At 66.5% G+C, this 21,057-nt stretch carries 19 protein-coding genes; 13 read left to right on the top strand and 6 right to left on the bottom strand.

What is annotated here, in order from left to right:
- Positions 1 to 404 precede the first annotated feature (404 nt).
- From aceE to Q0R23_RS05670, 6 genes are all read left to right on the top strand, one after another.
- Complete coding sequence (gene aceE, locus Q0R23_RS05695; RefSeq protein WP_293911322.1) at positions 405 to 3,122, top strand: pyruvate dehydrogenase (acetyl-transferring), homodimeric type; 2,718 nt, start codon at positions 405 to 407, stop codon at positions 3,120 to 3,122.
- A 196-nt stretch (positions 3,123 to 3,318) separates the two neighbouring features.
- The gene (gene aceF, locus Q0R23_RS05690) at positions 3,319 to 5,166 is read left to right on the top strand and encodes a dihydrolipoyllysine-residue acetyltransferase (RefSeq protein ID WP_293911320.1); all 1,848 of its coding nucleotides are present in this window, start codon (positions 3,319 to 3,321) and stop codon (positions 5,164 to 5,166) included.
- 74 nt (positions 5,167 to 5,240) lie between these two features.
- Positions 5,241 to 5,774 carry a hypothetical protein gene (locus tag Q0R23_RS05685; protein ID WP_293911317.1) on the top strand — a complete coding sequence of 178 codons (534 nt, stop codon included), beginning with the start codon at positions 5,241 to 5,243 and terminating at the stop codon, positions 5,772 to 5,774.
- Positions 5,775 to 5,931: 157 nt separating this feature from the next.
- Entirely contained in the window at positions 5,932 to 8,451 is a 2,520-nt protein-coding gene (priA, locus tag Q0R23_RS05680) for a primosomal protein N' (RefSeq protein WP_293911315.1), read from the top strand.
- A 60-nt stretch (positions 8,452 to 8,511) separates the two neighbouring features.
- Complete coding sequence (locus Q0R23_RS05675) at positions 8,512 to 8,961, top strand: hypothetical protein (protein ID WP_293911313.1); 450 nt, start codon at positions 8,512 to 8,514, stop codon at positions 8,959 to 8,961.
- Positions 8,962 to 9,099: 138 nt separating this feature from the next.
- Positions 9,100 to 9,519 (top strand): pyridoxamine 5'-phosphate oxidase family protein, encoded by a 420-nt coding sequence (locus tag Q0R23_RS05670; protein WP_293911311.1) that lies wholly within the window; start codon positions 9,100 to 9,102, stop codon positions 9,517 to 9,519.
- Positions 9,520 to 9,598: 79 nt separating this feature from the next.
- Here Q0R23_RS05670 and Q0R23_RS05665 read toward each other — a convergent pair whose 3' ends face one another.
- Entirely contained in the window at positions 9,599 to 9,913 is a 315-nt protein-coding gene (locus Q0R23_RS05665) for a hypothetical protein (protein ID WP_293911308.1), read from the bottom strand.
- 119 nt (positions 9,914 to 10,032) lie between these two features.
- Between Q0R23_RS05665 and cobA the strand changes: the two genes are divergently transcribed.
- Positions 10,033 to 11,523 (top strand): uroporphyrinogen-III C-methyltransferase, encoded by a 1,491-nt coding sequence (cobA, locus tag Q0R23_RS05660; protein ID WP_293911306.1) that lies wholly within the window; start codon positions 10,033 to 10,035, stop codon positions 11,521 to 11,523.
- On the opposite strand, the gene Q0R23_RS05655 is transcribed toward cobA, so the two are convergent.
- Complete coding sequence (locus tag Q0R23_RS05655) at positions 11,513 to 12,322, bottom strand: hypothetical protein (protein ID WP_293911304.1); 810 nt, start codon at positions 12,320 to 12,322, stop codon at positions 11,513 to 11,515. The two genes, cobA and Q0R23_RS05655, sit on opposite strands and share 11 nt — an antisense overlap.
- A 234-nt stretch (positions 12,323 to 12,556) precedes the next feature.
- On the opposite strand from Q0R23_RS05655, the gene Q0R23_RS05650 reads away from it, so the two are divergent.
- The 3 genes from Q0R23_RS05650 to Q0R23_RS05640 all read left to right on the top strand — a co-directional run bounded on the left by Q0R23_RS05650 (position 12,557) and on the right by Q0R23_RS05640 (position 16,800).
- Positions 12,557 to 14,935, top strand: a complete 2,379-nt coding sequence (locus Q0R23_RS05650) for a cellulase family glycosylhydrolase (RefSeq protein ID WP_293911301.1) — start codon at positions 12,557 to 12,559, stop codon at positions 14,933 to 14,935.
- Between the two features lie 108 nt (positions 14,936 to 15,043).
- Positions 15,044 to 15,820: a M23 family metallopeptidase gene (locus Q0R23_RS05645; RefSeq protein WP_293911299.1), complete on the top strand. Its 777-nt coding sequence runs from the start codon at positions 15,044 to 15,046 to the stop codon at positions 15,818 to 15,820.
- 5 nt (positions 15,821 to 15,825) lie between these two features.
- Entirely contained in the window at positions 15,826 to 16,800 is a 975-nt protein-coding gene (locus Q0R23_RS05640; RefSeq protein ID WP_293911297.1) for a hypothetical protein, read from the top strand.
- Positions 16,801 to 16,933: 133 nt separating this feature from the next.
- Here the strand turns inward: Q0R23_RS05640 and bshB1 are convergent, their stop codons facing one another.
- Positions 16,934 to 17,641: a bacillithiol biosynthesis deacetylase BshB1 gene (bshB1, locus tag Q0R23_RS05635; RefSeq protein ID WP_293911295.1), complete on the bottom strand. Its 708-nt coding sequence runs from the start codon at positions 17,639 to 17,641 to the stop codon at positions 16,934 to 16,936.
- A gap of 88 nt (positions 17,642 to 17,729) precedes the next feature.
- Positions 17,730 to 17,912, bottom strand: coding sequence for a 50S ribosomal protein L32 (gene rpmF, locus Q0R23_RS05630; protein WP_293911292.1), 183 nt, complete (start codon positions 17,910 to 17,912; stop codon positions 17,730 to 17,732).
- 323 nt (positions 17,913 to 18,235) lie between these two features.
- Between rpmF and Q0R23_RS05625 the strand changes: the two genes are divergently transcribed.
- Both Q0R23_RS05625 and Q0R23_RS05620 read left to right on the top strand, forming a co-directional pair.
- The gene (locus Q0R23_RS05625) at positions 18,236 to 18,379 is read left to right on the top strand and encodes a hypothetical protein (protein ID WP_293911289.1); all 144 of its coding nucleotides are present in this window, start codon (positions 18,236 to 18,238) and stop codon (positions 18,377 to 18,379) included.
- A 63-nt stretch (positions 18,380 to 18,442) separates the two neighbouring features.
- Positions 18,443 to 18,904 carry a hypothetical protein gene (locus tag Q0R23_RS05620; protein WP_293911287.1) on the top strand — a complete coding sequence of 154 codons (462 nt, stop codon included), beginning with the start codon at positions 18,443 to 18,445 and terminating at the stop codon, positions 18,902 to 18,904.
- A gap of 164 nt (positions 18,905 to 19,068) precedes the next feature.
- Here Q0R23_RS05620 and Q0R23_RS05615 read toward each other — a convergent pair whose 3' ends face one another.
- Entirely contained in the window at positions 19,069 to 19,467 is a 399-nt protein-coding gene (locus Q0R23_RS05615; RefSeq protein ID WP_293911283.1) for a hypothetical protein, read from the bottom strand.
- Positions 19,464 to 20,360 (bottom strand): hypothetical protein, encoded by an 897-nt coding sequence (locus Q0R23_RS05610; protein ID WP_293911280.1) that lies wholly within the window; start codon positions 20,358 to 20,360, stop codon positions 19,464 to 19,466. Before Q0R23_RS05610 ends, Q0R23_RS05615 begins: the two co-directional genes overlap by 4 nt.
- Positions 20,361 to 20,440: 80 nt before the next feature.
- On the opposite strand from Q0R23_RS05610, the gene Q0R23_RS05605 reads away from it, so the two are divergent.
- Positions 20,441 to 20,785 carry a 2Fe-2S iron-sulfur cluster-binding protein gene (locus Q0R23_RS05605; protein WP_293911277.1) on the top strand — a complete coding sequence of 115 codons (345 nt, stop codon included), beginning with the start codon at positions 20,441 to 20,443 and terminating at the stop codon, positions 20,783 to 20,785.
- Positions 20,786 to 21,057 lie beyond the last annotated feature (272 nt).

The raw sequence follows: 21,057 nt of genomic DNA, 5'->3' as shown, positions 1-21,057 counted from the left end.
AAAGGACGCGGTGCGCGGGAGTAAAAGTTGATGGGCCACCGAGTATGACCCCTCGCCCCTTGGGAGAGTCGAAGACCTGCTTGCAGAGGGGCGCTGCGCAGCAGCGGGGTGAGTCGCAGACCTGCTTGCAGAGGGGCGCTGCGCAGCAGCGGGGTGAGTCGCAGACCTGCTTGCAGAGGGGCGCTGCGCAGCAGCGGGGTGAGTCGCAGACCTGCTTGCAGAGGGGAAGCGAGCGCCAGCTCATGCCCTTCCCGCTCCGTCCAACCAGCCTATCATCCAGCATTGACCAGCCTGGGTGGTGAATAAACAGACGGTGACGCTGTTGTGTCACACAGCCACGCCCTAAACTGAGCCGAAGCCGCAAGTCACACCTTTCCCCGCTCACACTGTTGGAGGACTCCCCCATGACCCAGCCTCATCCCCGCACGGCCTTGCCCAGTGACCAGCGCGACAAGCTCAACGACATCGAAAAGCAGGAGTGGCTCGATTCGCTGGCCTTCGTGATGGCCGACGCGGGCGACAACCGCGCCGCGCAACTGCTCGAAGACCTCGATTACTACGCCTACTTTCACGGCGCCCCGATTCAGTTCAAGCAGAACACGCCGTACCTCAATAGCATTCCCACCACCGAGCAGCCCGTTTATCCCGGCGACATCGCGCTGGAGCTGAAGATTCGCAACATCATCCGCTGGAACGCCGTGGCGATGGTCGTGCGGGCCAACAAGGCGTCGGACGGCATCGGCGGGCACCTGGCCAGCTACGCCAGCACCGCCGAGCTGCTGGAAGTCGGCTTTAACCACTTCTTCCGGGGCCACGGCGCGGGCGGTGACCGCGACCTGATCTTCTTTCAGGGCCACATCTCGCCGGGCGTCTACAGCCGCAGCTTTCTGGAAGGCCGCTTCGGTGAAGGAAAAAACGGGGAGGGCCGTTTAAATCGCTTCCGGCGCGAGCTGAGCAAGGACGGCCCCGGCCTGTCGAGCTACCCGCACCCCTGGCTGATGCCCGACTACTGGGAATTCCCGACGGTCAGCATGGGTCTGGGGCCGATTCAGGCGATTTATCAGGCCAGATTCATCAAGTACCTGGAAAACCGGGGCCTCAAGGCGCCCAGCACCGCCAAGGTCTGGGCCTTCCTGGGCGACGGCGAGATGGACGAGCCGCAGAGCATCGGGGCGCTACGGTTTGCGTCCTACGAGAACCTGGACAACATCGTCTTCGTGCTCAACGCCAATTTGCAGCGCCTCGACGGGCCGGTGCGGGCCAACTCCAAGGTGATTCAGGAGTTCGAGGCGCTGTTCCGGGGCGCCGGGTGGAACGTCATCAAGGTGGTCTGGGACGGCAAATGGGACGAGCTGCTGAGCAAGGACTACAACGGAGAGATCGTCAAGCGCTTCGAGCTGCTGGTGGACGGCGAATCGCAGCGCTACGCGGCCTTCGGTGGCAAGGAGCTGCGCGAGAAGTTCTTCAACACGCCCGAATTACGAAAACTGATCGAGGGCTGGTCCGACGACGATCTGGAACTGCTCAACCGGGGCGGCCACGACGTCAACAAGGTCTACGCCGCCTACGCCAGCGCGGTGAAGCACACCGGTAGCCCCACCGTCATCATCGCCCGGACCATCAAAGGCTACGCACTGGGCGAGAGCGCCATGGGCCGTAACGTCGCCCACCAGGTCAAGAAGCTGGATTTCGGGGCGCTCAAAACCCTGCGCGACACGCTGAAACTGCCGCTGAGCGACGAGCAGGTCGAGCACATCGAGTACTACAATCCCGGCCCGGATTCACCGGAAGTCAGGTACGTCAGGGAGCACCGCGCCGCGCTGGGCGGGGAGGTTCCGGCCCGCGTGGTCAAGTTCGAGATGCCCGCCGTGCCCGGAAAGGACTTCTACCAGGAGTACACCAAGGGCAGCGGAGACCGACAGGTCAGCACGACGATGGCGCTGGTGCAGGTCATCAGCAAATTGCTGCGCGACAAGGAACTGGGCAAACTGATCGTGCCCATCGTGCCCGACGAGGCCCGCACCTTCGGCATGGACGCGCTGGTCCCGCGCATCGGCATCTATTCGCCGCGCGGCCAGACCTACACCCCGGTAGACAGCGGCTCGCTGATGGCCTACAAGGAATCCAAGGACGGCCAGATGCTCGAAGAGGGCATCACCGAGGACGGCGCCATGGCCTCGTGGATCGCGGCGGGCACGGCCTACGCCAACCACGGCATTCCGACCATTCCGTTCTATGTGTTTTACTCGATGTTCGGCCTCCAGCGCGTCGGCGACCTGGTGTGGGCGGCTGCCGACCAGCGGGCCAAGGGCTTCCTGATCGGCGCGACGGCGGGGCGCACGACCCTGGCCGGTGAGGGTCTCCAACACCAGGACGGCAACAGTTTGCTGCAAGGCTACGTGGTGCCCAACATGAAGCACTACGACCCCGCCTTCGCCTACGAGCTGGCCGCCATCGTCGAGGACGGCATCAAGCGGATGTACGTCGATGGCGAGGACATCTTCTATTACGTGATGGTCGACAACGAGAACGAGGTCCAGCCGCCCGCCCCCGACGTGGAGGGCCTGCACGACGCGATCATCAAGGGGCTCTACCGCTTCCAGAAGTCAGGGAGCAAGGCCAAGCTCCGGGCACAGATTCTGGCCAGCGGTCCCGGCATGGGCGCCGCGCAGGAAGCCGTCAAACTGCTCGAAGGCTACGGGGTCGCCGCCGACATCTGGAGCGTGACCAGTTACAAGGAACTGCATCAGGAGGCCCTGGCCGTGCAGCGCCGCAACATGCTCCACCCCACCGAAGTTCCCCAGGTGAGCTACCTGGCCAGCCAGCTCAACCGCGAGAACGCGCCGGGCGTGCTCGTCTCGGTCAGCGATTACGTCAAGCTCGGCGCGGACGGCATCAGCGGCCATCTGGACCGCAAGCTGTGGACGCTGGGCACCGACGGCTTCGGACGCTCGGAAGCCCGCGAGGAATTGCGCGACTTCTTCGAGGTGGACGCCAGGCACGTCACCGTGATGGCGCTGTACGCCCTGCTGCGCGACGGCAAGATCAAGGGCGAGGTGGTGCAGGGGGCGATTACCGACTTCGGCATCGATCCGGAGCGGATGGCGCCGGTATTGCGGTAGGGGGACCCCTCACCCCTCGCTGCGCGAGGCCCTCTCCCCAAGGTAGAGGGTCAAAAGCGAAATACGTCAGGGTCTCACTCCCTCCCCCCACGGGTGACTGGTACAGCGCCGAAGGCGAGGGCTGGGGTGAGGGTAAGTGAGCGCCAGCTCATGCCCTCCCCACAACCCACTCCCCACTCCGAAGGAGAATCCCCACATGGCTACAGAAATCAAACTCCCCGAAGTGGGAGACAACATCGAGCAGGGCACCGTCGTCAGCGTGCTGGTGAAAGCGGGCGACATTATCACGGCGGGGCAGGCGGTCATTGAAATCGAAACCGACAAGGCCGTGGTGGAAGTGCCTGCCGAGGCGGGCGGCACCGTGGAAGCGGTGAACGTCAAGGTCGGCGACAGCGTGAAGGTCGGCGGCGTGATCCTGACCCTGGGCGGCGACGCGGCGGCCCCGGCAGCGGGTGTTCCAGCAGCCTCGCCCTCGGCAGGCGGCGGGAATGGCGCGGCGGCGGCGGATTCGAGCGCCGTCTCCGCCGACAGTGGCAAAGCGGCCCAGGTCGCCGCAGCGCAGGTCGCCAGCCAGGCGCAGCAGACTCAGGCGCCAGCAACAGCGACACCGGCACCGGCCAGCACTCCGGCAGCGTCCGCGCCGACCAGCAGCAGCGCGGGCGTGAATGTCGTGCTGCCCGACGTGGGCGACAACATCGAGCAGGGGACCGTCGTCACCGTGCTGGTCAAGGCGGGCGACACCATCACGGAAGGTCAGGCCATCGTCGAACTCGAAACCGACAAAGCTGTGGTGGAGGTGCCGTCGAGCGCGGCGGGCACGGTGGAGTCGGTCAGCGTCAAGGTGGGCGACAGCGTGAAGATCGGCGGGACGTTGCTGACCCTGGGCGGTGGCAGCGCGGCTCCGGCAGCCCCCACGCCCGCAGCGGCACCTGTATCCACAGCGGCTCCGGCCCCGCAGGCGTCCAGCACGAATATCACCGAGCAGCCCCAGCTTCCGCCCGGTGCGCAGGCGGGCGGAGCCATCGGCGCGGCGCAGAGTGCGCCCGGCACCTCCAACACCCAGACCTTCGACGGACGCCAGGTCGTCCACGCAGCGCCCAGCGTGCGCAGGTTGGCGCGTGAACTCGGCGTGGACATTCACACCGTTCAGGGCGGCGGACTGGCCGGACGCATCGGCGCCGAGGACGTGCAGCGGGCGGCCCAAACTGGTCAAACACAGGGAGGCAGTGCGCCCGCTCAAGCTCAGGCCGTCCCCGTCCAGCAGGCGGCTCAACCGGCCCCGGCAGCGTCCAGCCCAGCACCAGCCAGCTCAGCGCCCTCTCCCCTGCCCAATTTCGAGAAGTGGGGCACCGTCCGGCGCGAGGACATGTCCGGCATTCGCAAGGCCACCGTTCGCAGCATGACGGCCTCGACCTCCATTCCGATGGTCACGCAGTTCGACAAGGCCGACATCACCCGCATGGAGGAAGCCCGCAAAGCTTTCGGCCCCCGCGTCGAGAAGGCGGGCGGCAAGCTGACCATGACCCACATTCTGATGAAGGTCGTGGCGGGCGCCCTGCGCAAGTTCCCCGATTTCGGCGCCAGTCTGGACATTGCCGCGCAGCAGGTCATCTACAAGGATTACGTGAACCTGGGCGTGGCGGTGGACACCCCGGCGGGGCTGCTGGTGCCGGTGCTCAAGGACGCCGACCGCATGAGCATCACCGAGATGGTGCTGACCTTAAGCGAACTGGCCGGACGTGCCCGCGAGCGCAAGCTCAAGCCCGACGAAATGCAGGGCGCCACGTTTACCATCTCCAACCTGGGCGGTATCGGCGGCTACGCCTTCACGCCGATTGTCAACGCGCCGGAAGTGGCGATCCTGGGTGTCTCGCGCGGCGGTTTCGAGCCGGTGTGGAACAAGGAGACCGAGAGCTTCGAGCCTCGCAATATGTTGCCGCTGAGCCTGAGCTACGACCACCGCTTAATTGACGGAGCCAACGCCGCCCGCTTCGTGCGCTACCTCTGCGAGACGCTGGAAGACCCGTTCCTGATCTCGCTGTAACCGAGTGGATGGAGAGCGCCCCCTGCCCGACGTGGTGGGGGCGTTTTGTCAGAGTGGATGGGTAGAGTGGAGGGGTGAAGTACGTTGCCGCTGCCCTCGCATTGTTGCTTGTCGCCTTTGTTGGTCTACTGAGTAGCAGTTTTCGGGGCCGGGCGCTGATCGTCGGAACGATGCGGAACACGTTTGGGACACCGCAAGATAAAACGCTTGCTGGAGCCGACGCCGACCGAAACGGCATCAGGGATGACGTGGACGAATTGATTGCAAGGGAATATCATGCCTGGCCTATACAGAAAACCTACGCAGAGCGGCTAGCAAAGATTTACCAAATCGAAGCAACAACAAAGCGTCTAACTCGTCAAAGAGCAATTAGCCTTATTAAAACCGAAGTGTTCAATTTGATCTGCTTTTCTGATAGCCACGAGTTGAATCGCTTCGGAAGTTCAAACGAAAAACTCACCTGGTCCGTTTTTAGCAAACAATTGGCCAATCTGACATTCAATACATTAGAGAGACGGCGAAATAAAGGCATGATAGGACCCACCGCTGGTCCTAGTGAATATGTGTTACCTAAAGACAAGGAATGCAAATTTAATTTAAACAGGTGAAATTAGGCCGCTGAGCTTCACGAGCGGCCCGCTGTCTTCTCGTGCCCAGAGAGGCGATCACACTGGTACAGTTCGCCGCTCCGACGCCGAGCTACGCTCCCGCAAGCCCCGACCCCACACACCCACTTCCGTAAACACAGGATACTGAAGCTCGACGATGCCCTCCCCCCAACTCGCCCCCCCGCCCTCCCCCACCGCGACGGTCTGGCCCATTACAGTCTGGGCGGTGGCGCTGCCGCTGCCGATTCCGACCTACGATTTTGCCGCCCCACACGGCTACGACGGCCCGCTGCCGCTCGGCTACCGGGTGCTGGTGCCCTGGCGCGGCAGCCTCAGCGTGGGCATCGTGACCGGGGCGAGCGCGGGCGGCGCCCACCGATTAAGGGAAGTGGCGGGCGTGCTGGACGCTGGCCCCTGGATTCACCCCGGCTTCCTGGCGGGCGCGGCCAGCCTGAGTGCCCTCTCGCGGGTGCCGATAGGGCTGCTGCTGAGCGACCTGACCGGCGTGGGCCTGAATCCGCGCTACCGCCACCAGGTCCGGGCGGTGGCCGGGGCCGAGCTGGGCATGTTCGGCCAGGGCGTGCCCACTGCCGACTGGAGCGACGGCGCCGCCTATTCTCCGCCGCTGCTCGACGCCATCCGTGAACAAGGGCTGCTGGAGGAAACCTTCACCCTGACGCCGCGCATGACCACCGTTTACCGCGCCCGGCCCTGGGAGAAGGTGCCCGCCGAGCAGCGCGTGCAGGCCGTCTGGCAGGCGCTCGAAGTCGGCGCCGCGCCGCTGACGATCAGGCAGCAGATCGCCTGGGAGTGGCTGAAGGCGCACGGCCCGGTGGATAGCCTGAGCGCCTGGGCGCGGCAGTCCGGAGTGGGCAGCACGGTGGTCATGGCCGTGCTGCAACGCGGCTGGGCACAGGTCCAGCAGGGCCGCTCAGCGCCGCCACCCGCCTGGAGCGTGCTCCGGGGCGCCGGGGAATTCGCCACCCAGACCGCCTGGGCACTGGCTGCCGGGGTGTCGCCCAGCACCGTCGCGGGCCTGATCGCCCGCCGCTGGGCCGACAGCGTGGAGATTCCGGCGCCGCCGCCCGCGCTGGCCGCACCCTCCAGAGCGCCGCGCAACGTGGCCGACGACCTGCCGGAAGAACTCGTCTGGCGACTCCACGGAGGCCGGGACCGCGAGCGGTACGCCCGACTCGCCGCCCGCATCCGCCGCCGCCTGGAGCTGGGACGCGGCGTGCTGGTGATCGCCCCCGACGCTGCCACGCTGCGCCGCGCCTGGGAGGGGCTCAGCGGCGCAGCGAGCCAGGGCGGCACCGAGGCCGTGCTGTTTTCCGGTCAGTTGTCCGAGGAGGCCCGTGAGCACACCTGGACGCTGATCCAGTCCGGCGCGGCCCGGCTGGTGATCGGCTCTGGCCTGGCGCTGGGTGCCCCGCTGGACGACATCGCCCTACTGGTGGTGCTCGAAGAAGCCAGCGACGGCTACAAGTGGCCGTCGGGATCGGGGGTGTTCGTGCCGGACCTGGCGGCGCGAATGGCGACGGCGCTGCAAACGCCAATCGCCTACGTGGGCGCGGCCCCGGCGGTGGAGTCGGTGCCGTATCCCGGTGTGGTGCTGGCCGCCCCGCGCAGCCGGATTCATACCGTGGACTACGCCAACCCGCCCCGGCAGCCGGAGATGGGACCGCTGAGCGCCGTGCAACTGCGGCAGGGCGACCAGGGCTACCCCATCTCACACGACCTGGCCCGGCTGCTGCGGCAGGTGGCCGAGCGCGGGCGTCAGGCGGTGCTGCTGGCCCCCCGGCGCGGCTACTCGGCCCTCATTCGCTGCCCCAGTTGCGAGCACACGCCGCAGTGCCGCAACTGCGATATTCCGCTGCGGCTGCACCAGCAGACCCGCCAGCTCATGTGCCACCAGTGCGGCTACGCGCAGGGCATTCCGGAGCGCTGCGACGTCTGCGGCGAGATGATGTGGAGCGCCAGAGGGCCGGGCACCGAATGGATCGCCGCCGAGGTCCGCACCCTGCTGCCGGGCACGCCGGTCTACCGCTTCGACAGGGACCAGCAAGACGACCTCTCGCCGCTGATGGCCGGTGAGGCGGGCGTGGTGGTCGCCACCCAGGCGCTGCTGGCCCGCGACGCGCTGCCGAACCTGGCGCTGATCGGCGTCACGCTGGCGGATACCTGGCTGAACTTATCGGACTTCCGGGCCTCGGAGCGCTACCACCGGCTGCTGAGGCAACTGACCTCGTGGCACCCCGAACGCGCCCCACTGCTGCTGGTGCAGACCTTCCAGGCCGAGCATCCGGCCCTCAGAAGCGTGATCGACGGGCATGACGCCTTGGCGTTTCCGAGCGCCGAATACGAGCTGCGCCGGGCGCTGAAGTATCCGCCGCACGCGATGCTGGCGCAGGTGCTGATTACCGCCCGCGAGCAGGGCCGCGCCAGTGCCGGAGCCGATGAGGTCGCGCAGGCGCTGTTCGCCGCCGGGGCCACGCCGCAGGAAGTGCTGGGGCCAGCCGCCAGCCCGGTGGCACGGGTCAAGGGGCTGTATCCGTATCACCTGATGCTGCGAACGCGCGACGAAGTTAGGTTAGCCGCGCTGCTGAACGTCCTCAACCGGAGCTGGAAGGCCAGGGTGCGGGTGGACGTGACGCCGAGGGGGGGAATCGGGGTGTGAGCGGCAACCCTGGGTCCGCCCTTTCCATTTGAAGCTACATTTGTGAGTAAAATACATTTTATGAAACTCTCTACAAAGGTCGGCGGCCTGCTGCTGCTGGGACTGCTGAGCGCCTGCACCAACCGGGCGGCCAGCGGCGCAGGAAACTCCTCAGCCCCGCTGATCTTATCGAGCGTCCCCGCCTCGTTCACCAGCGATTGCCAGCAGTTCGCCGTGCGCGAGTACGAGACTGGAGCACTGCTCAAGACACTGACCGGCAGCAACAGTGTGATGATCCCGGCTGTCATGATTTCCGGGGCTCAGCACTACCGCTTCAACGTCGAGTGCGTGAGCGGCGGCAAGGTGAGTTACGGCTCGCAGTTCGACCTGAACTTCATCAGCTTCGAGGGGACTTTTCAGGCCCAGGGCTCGGTCTCCTTCGCACAGGACTCAGGCAACGCCAAATACGAAATTCCAGAGAAATCGACGGGCGGCAAGTTCATCAGCCTCCGTCTGGACAGGTTCCGGTAAAGCATGACGCAACCAAGCTGCCGATTGTCCTGGGTGAAGGCCAGCTCAAGCAACCGTCAGCACCTCGCTAGGGCCAAACCGGGTAAAACTCACGCGACGCTGAGAAGTCGCGGCCAGCACGAGGCCAGACTGTGAACCATGCCCAGCACCATGACCCTGACTGACCTCGCCAAGAAGATGGCCGACATCGACATCGCCAACCTGTCCACCCACACCGAGGGCGGCAACATCGCGGCCCGGCCCATGAGCAACAACGGCCAGGTCGAATACGACGGCACCTCGTACTATTTCAGCTACGGCGAGGCCCGCGTCGTCAGCGACATTCAGGCCGACCCGAAGGTGGCGCTGACGTTTCAGGGCCAGCACTACTTTTACGTCGCCGTCGAGGGTCAGGCCAGACTGATTACCGACAAGGCCGCCATGCGGGAGCACTGGACCGAAGACCTGAACCGCTGGTTCAAACAGGGCCTGGACACCCCCGGCCTGACCATGATTCAGATCGACGCCACCCGCATCCACTACTGGGACGGCGAGGAAGACGGCGAAGTCAAGCTGTAAATCTAGCACCCGAAAAGGCCCCGGAATCTAAAACCGGGGCCTTCGCCGTTCCTACAACCTACTTCCCACAACCCACTTCCTACTTCCCCGCGAACGGCTGGAACATGTCGTGCTGCCCGTACCAGGCGTGCTGGGCGGTGGTGTCCACGGCGAACAGCTTGGCCAGCACGCGGGCCTCGGCCTGATCGATGTCGCTCACCTGGAACTCGGCCAGGTACGCCTCGACGCTACTGAAACTGCGGTCCTCCCCGGCCACCCGGACGTGCAGGTGAAAGTGCCCCGCGTCCCCGCTATCGTCGAAGCGGCGGCTGAGGTTGTCGCACCAGTGCTGGTAATCGTGGGCGCCCATGACGATGAACCCCTGGCCGTGATAGTCGATCAACTTGTAGTTCATACCGGAATTCTAATGCAGCCTGGACCCAGTAGTGCCCCGTCCCGGTCTGTTTCCACAAACCACAGGCCACACGCCTTCCCCCCTGACATGTCCCCGCCTCCAGCCGCTAAGGTGCGCTCATGACAACCACGCGTGCCTTCGTCTCCCTCATCGGTGCCGGTCCCGGCGATCCCGGCCTACTCACCCTGCGCGGCAAGGCCGCCCTGGAAAGCGCCGACGTGGTGCTCTTCGACTACCTCGCCAACCCCGAATTGCTGCGCCACGCGCCCCAGGCCACCACCATCTACGTGGGCAAAAAGGGTTTTTCGGAGTACATCGGCCAGGAGCAGATCAATGCGCTGATCGTGGCGCAGGCCCAGCAAAGTGGCGGGCAGCGGGTGGCGCGGCTCAAGGGCGGCGACGTGTTCGTGTTCGGGCGCGGCTCCGAGGAAGCTCAGGCGTGCGTGGACGCGGGCATTCCTTTCGAGATCGTGCCCGGCATCAGCTCGGCGATTGCGGCCCCGGCCTACGCGGGCATTCCGGTCACCCACCGGGGGGACGCCCGAAGCTTTGCGGTGCTGACCGGTAACACCGAGGAGGGCGGCGCCCACTACGAGCGCCTGAGCGGCATCGACACGCTGGTGCTGTTGATGGGCGTGCGAAACTTAGGTACGATTGCCGCCGAGCTGGTCACGGCAGGCCGCTCGCCGGACACCCCCGCCGCCACCATCCAGTGGGGCACCACGCCTCAGCAACGGGTGGCGACGGGCACGCTGGGCACCATCGCCGAGGCCGTCAAGCAAGCCGGGCTGGAAGCGCCCGCCGTGACGGTGGTGGGCGAGGTGGCCCGGCTGCGAGAGAGCCTGAACTGGTTTCGGAGCCCCGCCGAACGCGGCAGCCCGCTGCTGGGCCGTCAGGTGGCCGTGACCCGGACCAGAGGCGGCTCGTCTGGCCTGAGTGATTTGCTGCGCGCACGCGGCGCGAACGTGCTGGAGGTGCCGCTGATCCGCTTCGAGGAGACGGGCGAGCCAGACGCGCTGCACGCCCGGCTACGCGACCTCTCCGGCGTGGACTGGGTGGCGCTGAGTAGCAACCAGGCGGTGAGTGCCTTATTCGCCCACCTGGAGCTGCTCAATCTGGACGCCCGTGCACTCGGCGGCGTCAAACTGGCTGCCGTGGGACCGAGCACCGCCCGCAGCCTGGCCGAGCGGGGACTCCGGGCCGATTACGTGCCGCCCACACCGGGCGCGAGGCATCTGGGCGAAGGCTTACCCGCGAGCGCCGGGCAGACCGTGCTCCACCTGACCAGCCAGGTCGCCGAGGCCGAGTTACAGACGGCGCTGGAGGCGCGGGGGCTGCGCTACGTCCGGGCCGAGCTGTACCGCACCGTCCCCGCCGTGCCGGAGCTGAACGAACTGGAGAGGTTAAAAGCCGCCGAGGTCATCACGCTGGCGTCGGGGAGCGCGGCGCGGCATCTGGCGGCACTGGTGGGCACTGAGTTCAAGGTGGCCGCGATGGGACCGCAGACCGCCGACGCGGCGCGGGAAGTGGGCTTTACGCAGGTCTGGGTGGCGGCCTCGCCCAGCCTGGACGCCCTGGCCGACGCGGCGGCTGAGGCGCTCAGCGGGTGAGAGTGAAGGAGATGCGTTGGCCGGATTGAAAGAAGGCCCAGACATACTTGCCGGGTTTGAGTGTCGAGAGGTCGGTATTCGAGAAGCCGGGGAAGTCGTAGGATTTGCCCGGCTGGAGCACCTTCAAACGGAGTTCTCCCGTGCAGGCAATCTTGGCATAGGGCAACTTTTCTCCCTCCAGCGTCAGGGCTTCCACATTCAGGGCACCACCGCAGCCGTAGCTGAACTGGACCGGAAACTCGATTGGATTGGTGATGACGACCTTCAGGCGAACGTAGCCGAAGCTGGCGGCCTTGACCTCGCGCAGGCTCAAGCGGGTCGGCGTGACCTGAACCCTGAGCGGCGTCGGTGCGGCTTCCGAGACGAGCAGCTTCCCCAGCTTGAGTTGCCGGGCCAGCACCGCTGTCTGCTCAACCGACGTATTGACCGTGACCCGGTTGAGGACCAGATTGACCCGGATTTGCGTCTGGGGCCGGGCCGACTTCACCGCCTCGGCAGCGGCGATCAGCTCGGCAACGCTGTGACCAGCTCTCAGTGCGCCGGGAGCGAGCGGGTAGTGCATCCAGCGGGCGTCTTTGCCGAGCACGCCGCGCAACCTGGCTGACTGGGACAGGTCGGTCAGCATCATCTGGACACCGCCCTCGCCGTAAGTCAGGCCCGCGAAGCCCGGCACCTGCACGGCCACGCGGCTGAGGCTGGGCCACTCCGAAGGCGGATAGCTGTAGTCGTTGTACGGCCCGCCTTCCGCTTCGGCCTGGGCGGTGAACAGGGCAGCGAGCACCAGCAGCAGGCGTTTCATCCCGCCACTCTGACACCCGGAGCTGACCGGACGCTGAGGCGGCGCGGTTGCTACGCCAGCACCCCGACATGAGTCACACCATGAACGGAGCTTGGTCACCTCCACACAGAATCTGGGCCAATAGAGGTCTAATCTACATTCATTAGCTGACCAGGCGGTCTTTTCGTTTCGGTGCGTGTCTTACTGGCGCGGCGCCGCTGCCTGGCCCTCGTCCACACCGGACTTAAGGGAGACATGATGCGGCTCACGACCTCCAGACCTCGCTCCTTTCAAAGCCTCTGGCCCGCGCTGCTGCTCGGCGCCCTGGTCGGGTGCAGCGGCGGCCCGGCCCAGACTGAGCAGATTCAGACTGGGCAGACCCAGACTGAGCAGATTCAGACTGGGCAGGTTCAGGCAGACCAGACCCAGGACATACAGGCCCAGCTCGCCGCCCCCGTCCAGAGCGGCTTTGCCATCAAGCGCGGCGTGAACCTGACCGGCTGGTTTCAGTACGGCGACTACAACCCGGCGCGGCTGGGCGACCTGGCGGTGCTCAAAAAGATGGGCGCGGATTTCGTGCGGCTGCCCATCGAGCCCACCCGCTTTTACGACGCGGCCAGCCCCGACTGGAAAAACCTGGAGACCACGCTGAGCGAGGCCGGGCGGGTCGGCATCAAGGTGATCGTGGACCTGCATCCGGCCTACAACACCCAACGCCTGGCACTGACCGGCGACGCCCGATACCCGGCGCTGCTGACCACGCTGGCCCGCAAACTGCCCGCCTACGGACTAGGTAATGTCGCCCTGGAGCTGATGAACGAGCCGATTGCCCCGACCGGCGACGCCTGCAACCCCGCCTTCGACTGGAATCCCTGGCAGGCCAAATTCCACGCGGCGGCCAGGGCAGGCAGCAAAGACCTGACCCTGATCCTGACCGGCAGTTGCTGGGGCGGTATCGGCGGGCTGCTGAAGGTGAGGGCCATCGACGACCCCAAGCTGATCTACAGCCTCCACAACTACGACGAGATGCCGTTTACCCACCAGGGCGCCTCGTGGTCCGGCTGGACGCTGGCCTACTCGCGGGGCGTGCCGTATCCGCCGACCCCGGCCAACATTGCCGCCGCGCTGCCGGAGATCCTGTACCGGGTGCCCACCGCCCGGATGCGCAGCCAGATTCAGACTGAGCTGGAAGCCTACGGCAAGAGCGGCTTTGGCCAGGCGACCATGCAGACCCGGCTCCAGAAGGCCGCCGACTGGGCCAGGGTCAACAAGGCCCGGCTGCTGCTGGGCGAGTATGGCGTGCTCAAGACCGTGGCGCCGCCGCAGGACCGCCTGAGCTGGATCACCGACATGCGCAGCAGCGCCGAGAAGCTGGGCATGGCCTACGCCATGTGGGACTACAACCCGGAAGGCAGCTTCGGCCCCTTCAGGAACGGCAAACTCGAAGCGGGCGTACTGAAGGCTCAGGGCTTCACGCCACCCGCCGACGCCGTAGCGACCCCGCCCAACCCGGTGTTGACCCGCTCGCCGATGTCCAACCCGGTAGAGGCCGCCCGCCTGGAGTTCGCCGACTTCGCGCAGGGCTCCCAGAGCAACTCCGGCGCCCCCACCAGCTACTACGCCTACGGCAAACCGGAGATGCCCAAGTACACCCCCAGCCCGGATGGCCGCGCCCCGATTCAGGGCGGCCACCTGCAATTTGCTTACGATCTGCCGCTCAACAACGACTTCGCGGGCGTCGCGGCGGTCGTTCCGTACAAGGTTGGGGCCGTCCTCGACACCACGCCGTACACCCACCTGCGCCTGAGACTGAAGGTCACCGGCGGCTCGAAAGTGCGCGTCGAACTGGCCAGCAGCAAACTCGATTCCGGCGGCGACCACCCCAACGTGGAATTGCCCACCCAGGACGACTGGGGCTGGGAAACCTACACCATCGCGCTCGAAAACTTCGCCCAGAGCGGCTGGGGCAAAAAGATCGACGTGGCGGCAGCGCTGAAACTGGTCGAGAACGTGGCGATCACGCCGATCAGCACCGGCACGGCGGGAGAGATCAGCGTCGACGACATCGCGCTGGTGAGGATGGCGGACGCGGCCAATCCGGGCAGCCTGAATTCCGCTCAGGCCCTGCCTATTCAGGACTTTAGCGGCGCGGCGGGCGCCCTGGGCGGCGTCACCGACGCCTACGGCTACGAGCAGGACGCGGCTAAGAAGACGGTGCTCAGCTCCAGCCAGAGCGGCGGCGCCCTGAACGTCGAGTTTCAGCTCGTGGGCGGCCAGGACTGGGCCGGAGCGATGGCCGTGACCGGGTTTCAAAAGAACGACGCGCCGATCGACGTGCAGGAGCTGGCCGCCGTCCGGCTCGACCTGGCGGCGACCGGCACCGACAACCTGCGTATCGAATTCGGCGCCGACGGTTTCGAGACCGCCAGCGACAACCCCCAGGTGCGCCTGAAGGTCACGCCGAAGCTGACCACCTACCGGCTGCCGATCAGCGCCTTTGAGCAGGCCGGGTGGGGTAAGGCCGTCAGCGTATCGGAGTTTCTGAAGCGGGCCAAAAACATCTCGGTGTTCGCCGACACGGTGGGCACGCAGGGCAAGTTCACGGTGGACAACATCGTGTTGGAGAGGAAGTAAAAGAGGCGTGTGGCTTGTGGCTTGTGGCGTGTGGCTTGTGGAAACGGTGGAGGATGAGCTGTAACTTCTGCCGCGTTCGCAAGCAGGTGGGTTGCGCAGAATGCGTCCATGCGACGAACGCTCTGCGCCTGGACTGGACTTGTACTCTGCGGCCTCGGCCTGTGCAACCTTGGCCTGTGCAACCTTGGCCTGTGCAGCCTTGGCCTGTGCAGCCTGGCCCTGGCGCACTCCGCCCCCGCGCTGCCGGATTCGGCCATCGCGCGGCCATCCCAGCAGTTCGGCCTGCCCTTCGCCGGGGCGCCGGGCGTCAATACCTGGCTGCTGGGGCAGGGCTACGGCAACACCACCGGGGCGTACCGCCAGCGGCGCAGCACCTACGGCAATTTGCAGGGCGTCCACGCCGGGCTCGATTTCTCGGCGGCTTGCGGCACGCCGGTCCGGGCCATCGGCGACGGCACCGTGGCCGAGATCGACGGCCCGCACGGCAGCTTGCCGCACAATCTGGTGATTGACCATGCGGGCAACCTCAGCAGCCTGTACGGGCACCTGCTGAAACGGGCCACGCTCCGCATCGGGCAGACGGTCAAACGCGGCGAGGTCGTGGGCCTGAGCGGCGACTCGCAACTTACGTGTATCAGCGCCCCGCACCTGCACCTGGAGCTGCGCGACGCCAGCCACCAGCGCTTCTTCAACCCGGTGCCGTACATCGGGGCCGACTGGAGCAGCCTGGCCCTGGTCGGCAGTTTCGGGCGCGGCTACGAATACGACCTGAGCGCCCCGCGCAGATGGCAGACCCCTGGCAGCCAGCCGGAGGTGCGCCGGGGCGGGGCGCTGCTCAACGAGTTCCGGCGTCCCTGGCCCCCGGCACCGGGCGGCAGCCGGTGAAGCGGATGCTGAACGCCCTGTTGCTCGGCCTGCTGCCCATCCTGCCGAGTGCCGCCGCCGCCCAGAGCGTGCCGGTCCTGAGCAGCACCCCGGTCCTGGGCGGCGAGTGCTGCCCCGGCACCGTCTGGACGCCGGACAGCGCCGCGCTGCTGTTTCTGGATGGCCCACCGGCCCGCCAGGCCACCGGCATCTACCGGGTATCAGCAAATGGTGGCCCGGTCACACGCCAGTTCTCAAACGTAGCCTTCTTCTCGCCGTCGCTGAAGTGGGCGGTCCGGCCCGGCGACCCCACGACACTGGAGAATCTGACCAGTAACAAGCGCTTCACCCTGCCCACCGCCGGGGCCAATGTCACCTGGTCACCCTCGGAGGCTCAGGTGGCCTACAGCGTGGGGCAGACCAGCGGCAACTATGACCGCCGCGCCAGCCGAATCTACGTGGCCCCGGTGTTCGGGCAGCCCCGGCAAGTCGCCACCCTCTACGGCGGCGGCGTGAATGCCTGGCTGGATCAGAAGCGCCTGCTGCTCAGCGGCAAGCTCTCTCCCGGCACCCGTGACCGTCAGCTCTGGACCCAGGACGTGGGCAGCGGCAAACGGGTCGTGCTCGGCGCGGCGCTGAATTTCGGCGGCCTGAGTGTGAGCCCCGGCGGACGGTGGGTGGCCTACTACGTCGCCTTCGATTCACTCTCCCGCAACGGCCTGTTCGTGCAGCCGACCGCTGGCGGCGCCCGGCGCAAGCTGGACGTGTTCGGCAGCTACCGCTGGCGCGGCGACGACCAGTTGGTGTTCATTCCGCTCAGCGCTGGGGGCGGGCCGCATACGCTGCGGCAGTACACCCTCAGCACCGGGCAGTGGCGCACGCTGGGCAGCCTGGGCGATCAGGTCCGCCAGGGCGACTGGAGCGTCAGCCCGGACGGCAAGAAGTTGAGCTACCTGAGCGCGAAAGACGGGAACGTGCGGGTGGTGGCGCTGCCGGAGTAATACGGGATGAACAAGAATCGCGTGCATGGAGCGAGAACGCCGCCCGGATAACCCCTCTCCCGCAAGGGCGAGGGGGCAACGGCGTCCGCACTTCATGTTCCAAGTACAGTTCCAAGTACAGTTTAGTTCCGTATCACAGCCCCGCCGGGTCGAGCACCAGCAACTCCTCACTTTCAAACGCCTCGCAGTACCTCTTCTTGCCCAGCGTGCCCCAGTACATCAGCCGGGCGCGGCGGCGCTCGACGATTTCGGGCGTGACCGTCTCGCTGATGACGGCTCCGGTGAACTGGCTGACGTGCGCCTCGATGGCGGCCTGCCAGGTGGGCATCTCCTGCTCCACGTCGATCAGAATGTTGGCCTCGATATCCGAGTTGCCCTGGTAGAGCAGCAGCCGCGAAACCCGGTGCGGCGCCCCCGGTACGTCGGCACGCCTCAGCGCCGCCAGATGCACCGCTCGCTTGGCCAGGTGATACGCGCCGAAGTGATCCGGATGCCGGTCCTTGTGGTGCGGCGCGACCAGCACGCGGGGCCGGACGTAGCGTAGGGCAATCGCCAGCGCGCGGGACTGCTCCGGCGTTTCCATCAGGCCGCCGTCGGGCAGGCCGAGCTGACCGCGCCAGGCCAGGCCCAGGATGCGGGCCGCCGCCACGCACTCGGCTTCCCTGATGTCGGGCTCGCCCTGGGTGCCGCCCTCGCCCCGCGTGAGTTCCAGAATGCCCACCGCCTGCCCCTGCCTTGAGAGCCGGGCCAGGGTGCCGCCCGCCCCGATCTCGGCGTCGTCGGGGTGGGGGGCGAGCACCAGCCAGGCCAGCGGAACGGGTTTGCCGTAGGTGGTGTACATGCCGTTCAGGGTAGCGCGGAGCTGCCCGCGCCGCACGGCATCAAAAAGCAGCGCCCCGTGAGGCGCTGCTCTTCATACCTGCTTCAGTTCAGACGCTGATGATCTGACGGCCCGCGTAGAAACCGCAACTGGGGCAGACGTGGTGCTGGAGCTTTTTGTTATGGCAGTTGGGGCAGGGCACCAGGTTGGGGGCGACCAGGGCGTGGTGGCTGCGGCGCATGTCGCGCTTGCTCTTGCTGGTCTTCTTCTTGGGAACGGGATGTTTGGCCATGTCTGTGTTCTCCTGAGGGGTTTGGCCTGCGCGTGGGCTGGTGTCCCCGGCGGCTCCTGGTTTCTTCGCCCGCGCACCGCGCACCGGAAAGGGGGCGGCAGCAAGGCAACAGCAGGGAGTATATCACCACTGTGCCCGGATGACCAGACACGTTTTCAGGTAGGGGTTCATATAACGCCGCCATCACGCCTGCCACCGATACTGTACCCATGACCACAGTCCAGCGTGCTGCCCCAAATACGGATTCTGCTCCATTCCCGCACAGTCGGAAAAGCGCCGCCTGCACGTCCATACCGCAGAATCCGTACTTTCTCCTACTCCCGTTGGTCGGACCTCATCCCGTATTCCATACAGGATTCAGTCGGAGTCCGTACAAGCTCCTTGCCCTCGCCCTGCTCGCCAGCGGCGGCGCCCTGGCCGGGGCCTGCTCGCATCCGTACATTCCGCTGCCGGGCACCTACACCTAGCAGACCCAGGGCGCCGGGCCGGGCGGCACCATAGTTAGCACCGTCAGACAGACTGGCGGCAACATGCAGGTCTCCAGCAGCGTGAACCGCAACGCCACGGACGTGACCTTCGACTGTCAGACCGGCAAGGTGCTCATCCAAGCGTCGGGCAGGAGTGTGGGCCTGACCACCTCCAGCCTGCCGGACGCCGGGCGCTGGACCGTCGGTTACACCTGGCGAAGCGCTGCCCAGGTGGGCGCCGTGAGCGTCAGCAGCGAAAACCGCATCGTGGCCGCCGAGCGCGTCACGACGCCTGCCGGGAGCTTCGAAGCCCTGAAGGTCGAGATCACCGCCAGAATCGACATGAGCACGCTGATGGGCGGACAGAAACTGCCCCCGGAAGTCATGAAGAAGGTGGTGGCCAGCTTCAGCAACGTCAAATCCAGCGCCTGGTACGTCCGCCTGGTACGTCAAGGGCGTGGGCGTGGTGCAGAGCGTCAGCGAGAAGTCGACCATGAAGCTCATCGGCATCAAGCGCTGAGGTGAGGAAGCCGCCCAACAGGGTGCTCCGGCGTCCACAACAAACGTGATTTCGCCCTGAGCACCGTGGAAAGTCCACTTCGGTAGACCCTTCGGCGGCGCTCAGGGTGACGGATTTGGTTTTCAGGGACGCTGGTCTGAGGCTTGCCATCCCAGCAACATCAACCGCTTCATCTTCTTCCGCCCATATTCTTCGGCGGCCCCTTCTTGACTCCGGCGAAGCGGTTTTTCGCGGCGCGTTTGGCGATGCGGGCCTGCGACGCCTGGGCCGCCGTGGGGCGCTCGCCGGGCTTGAGGGGCCGGGCGGCGGGCGGGCGGACCATCGTGTCCAGGGTCATCAGGCGGAAAAAGGGAATGTAGACAGCCGTAATCAGCACCAGGGTGCCCCACCAGGTCTTGAGGTAAGCGCCCAGACCTACGGCGTACAACAGGGCCTGCAAGGCCGTGACCACCACCACGAACAGCAGGGTGCGGGCCAGAATCTTGAGCAGCTTGCCCCGGCTCAGGCCCGCTGAGGGGTCGGGCGTGGTCAGCCAGGTCCAGGCATTCGGGCGGCGCGGGCGGCTCACGCCTCTACCCCGGCGCCTGCGCTCACGGCGCCCAGGCTGGCGGCGAAGGCGTCCAGCGCACCCAGGTCTGCACCCAGACCTGGGGCCTGCGGGTCTACCTCGACGCTCACGCCCGGCTTGTGGGCTCTGGCGGCCAGGCGCCCCAGGGCCGCCAGGGTCGCGGCGTCACGGGCAGCGGCGGCGTACACGACGCCGCGCACGGCGCCTTTGCCTTCCAGTAAGCTCAGGGCGCCGCTCAGGTCGCGCTCGCCGCTCTCCAGTGGCTTGCCGGAGGCGGTGGTGAAGCGCTCGCCGCGTTCCTCTAGCTGATCGCGGGGCAGCGCGTTGGCGTACACCGGATGCAGCCCCAGCGCCTCCAGGCGCTCTCGCAGCGGCGCACTCAGGAAGGCGTCGGCCAGCAGGCTATCCGGGCCGATGACAGCTACCGTGGGGCGGCTGCCGATGCTCATGACCGGCGCAGGCACGCGGGGCGCCGTCGCCAGCGGACTGACCTTGTTCAGCGCCGTGCGCACCAGATTCGGGCTGCGGGTCAGCATCTGACCGAGGTCGTTGGCGGCTGAGCGCAGCTCGTCGCCGCCGTCGGGCAGGGCCATCAATCGGGGCAGGCCGCTCAGGCGGCGGCCCAGCAACTCCGGCAGGTCGCTGGTCCAGGCGTCGAGGGCCACCGGGCGGGTACGCGGCAACAGCACCAGGTCCAGGTTGCCCAGCTCCAGCAGGCGGCCCAGCACCAGCGCGACCTGGGCGGGCGCGTCGGGCAAGCTCCGGAGGCCCAGCGCGTAGGCCGCCCCCGCGTCCAGGCGAGGCGAGGCGACCTGCACGCCCAGTTCGTTCAAAAAGCTCTCCCAGTAGCGCGTAGAGCGTGCTCCAGGGATGTCCAGCAGACCGACGTTCATGTCCGTAGTCTAGCGGGTCAGCTCCGCCGCGTCTGGACCGGATGACCCGCCTGCGCCCCCACCTTGCGCCACAATGCTGCATGCCCCTACTGACAGTGACCGGATACGCCCCGATTGAAGCCCACGACAACGAACGCCTGGTCCTCGCCCTGGAGCGCGGCGGCGTCGATATTCTGCACCGCTGCGGCGGCGTCGCCCGCTGCACCACCTGCCAGGTGCAGTTCAGCGCCGGGGAGCCCACGCCCATGACCGAGGCCGAACGTGACAAGCTCGCCGAGAAGAATCTAACCGGCGTGCGCCTCTCCTGCCAGCTTCTGTGTACCCACGACATGACCCTGAGCCCCGTGCAGACCGTGCGTGGCAGCGGCCTGGAAGCAGGCAAGGCGCCCCAGGCAGGCATCGAGCCGGAGCCGATCTGGGTGTGAGGCGCCTTCGGCGCGGCTTGTGGGTTGTGGGTTGTGGCCTGTGGGAAGGGCATGAGCTGCGCTCACTTGCCCTCACCCCCTTGCTCCGCAAGGCCCCTCTCCCACAGGGGGCGAGGGGTCAACGGCGAGTGCCTAGAGCAAGTGGCATAATAAGTACATGCGAACGATTGTGGGCGCCAGGGGCTACGGTATCGAGCTGAGAGAACGCATCGTCAAAGCCGTCCAGAACGGCGAAAATATCGATAACGTCGCTCGGAAGTTTGAAGTGCATC

The sequence above is a fragment of the Deinococcus sp. genome (genome assembly GCF_025362455.1).
Classification (GTDB): Bacteria; Deinococcota; Deinococci; order Deinococcales; family Deinococcaceae; genus Deinococcus.
The sequence above is the reverse complement of the archived record's forward strand: the minus strand, read 5'-3'. Positions and strand labels throughout refer to the sequence as shown.

What these genes read in the sequence shown, in the direction of transcription:
- aceE (WP_293911322.1), top strand. Translation starts at nt 405, where the DNA reads ATGACCCAGCCTCATCCCCGCACGGCCTTGCCCAGTGACCAGCGCGAC.
- aceF (WP_293911320.1), top strand. Translation starts at nt 3,319, where the DNA reads ATGGCTACAGAAATCAAACTCCCCGAAGTGGGAGACAACATCGAGCAG.
- priA (WP_293911315.1), top strand. Translation starts at nt 5,932, where the DNA reads ATGCCCTCCCCCCAACTCGCCCCCCCGCCCTCCCCCACCGCGACGGTC.
- Q0R23_RS05675 (WP_293911313.1), top strand. Translation starts at nt 8,512, where the DNA reads ATGAAACTCTCTACAAAGGTCGGCGGCCTGCTGCTGCTGGGACTGCTG.
- Q0R23_RS05670 (WP_293911311.1), top strand. Translation starts at nt 9,100, where the DNA reads ATGCCCAGCACCATGACCCTGACTGACCTCGCCAAGAAGATGGCCGAC.
- Q0R23_RS05665 (WP_293911308.1), bottom strand. Translation starts at nt 9,913, where the DNA reads ATGAACTACAAGTTGATCGACTATCACGGCCAGGGGTTCATCGTCATG.
- cobA (WP_293911306.1), top strand. Translation starts at nt 10,033, where the DNA reads ATGACAACCACGCGTGCCTTCGTCTCCCTCATCGGTGCCGGTCCCGGC.
- Q0R23_RS05655 (WP_293911304.1), bottom strand. Translation starts at nt 12,322, where the DNA reads ATGAAACGCCTGCTGCTGGTGCTCGCTGCCCTGTTCACCGCCCAGGCC.
- Q0R23_RS05650 (WP_293911301.1), top strand. Translation starts at nt 12,557, where the DNA reads ATGATGCGGCTCACGACCTCCAGACCTCGCTCCTTTCAAAGCCTCTGG.
- Q0R23_RS05645 (WP_293911299.1), top strand. Translation starts at nt 15,044, where the DNA reads ATGCGACGAACGCTCTGCGCCTGGACTGGACTTGTACTCTGCGGCCTC.
- Q0R23_RS05640 (WP_293911297.1), top strand. Translation starts at nt 15,826, where the DNA reads ATGCTGAACGCCCTGTTGCTCGGCCTGCTGCCCATCCTGCCGAGTGCC.
- bshB1 (WP_293911295.1), bottom strand. Translation starts at nt 17,641, where the DNA reads ATGTACACCACCTACGGCAAACCCGTTCCGCTGGCCTGGCTGGTGCTC.
- rpmF (WP_293911292.1), bottom strand. Translation starts at nt 17,912, where the DNA reads ATGGCCAAACATCCCGTTCCCAAGAAGAAGACCAGCAAGAGCAAGCGC.
- Q0R23_RS05620 (WP_293911287.1), top strand. Translation starts at nt 18,443, where the DNA reads ATGCAGGTCTCCAGCAGCGTGAACCGCAACGCCACGGACGTGACCTTC.
- Q0R23_RS05610 (WP_293911280.1), bottom strand. Translation starts at nt 20,360, where the DNA reads ATGAACGTCGGTCTGCTGGACATCCCTGGAGCACGCTCTACGCGCTAC.
- Q0R23_RS05605 (WP_293911277.1), top strand. Translation starts at nt 20,441, where the DNA reads ATGCCCCTACTGACAGTGACCGGATACGCCCCGATTGAAGCCCACGAC.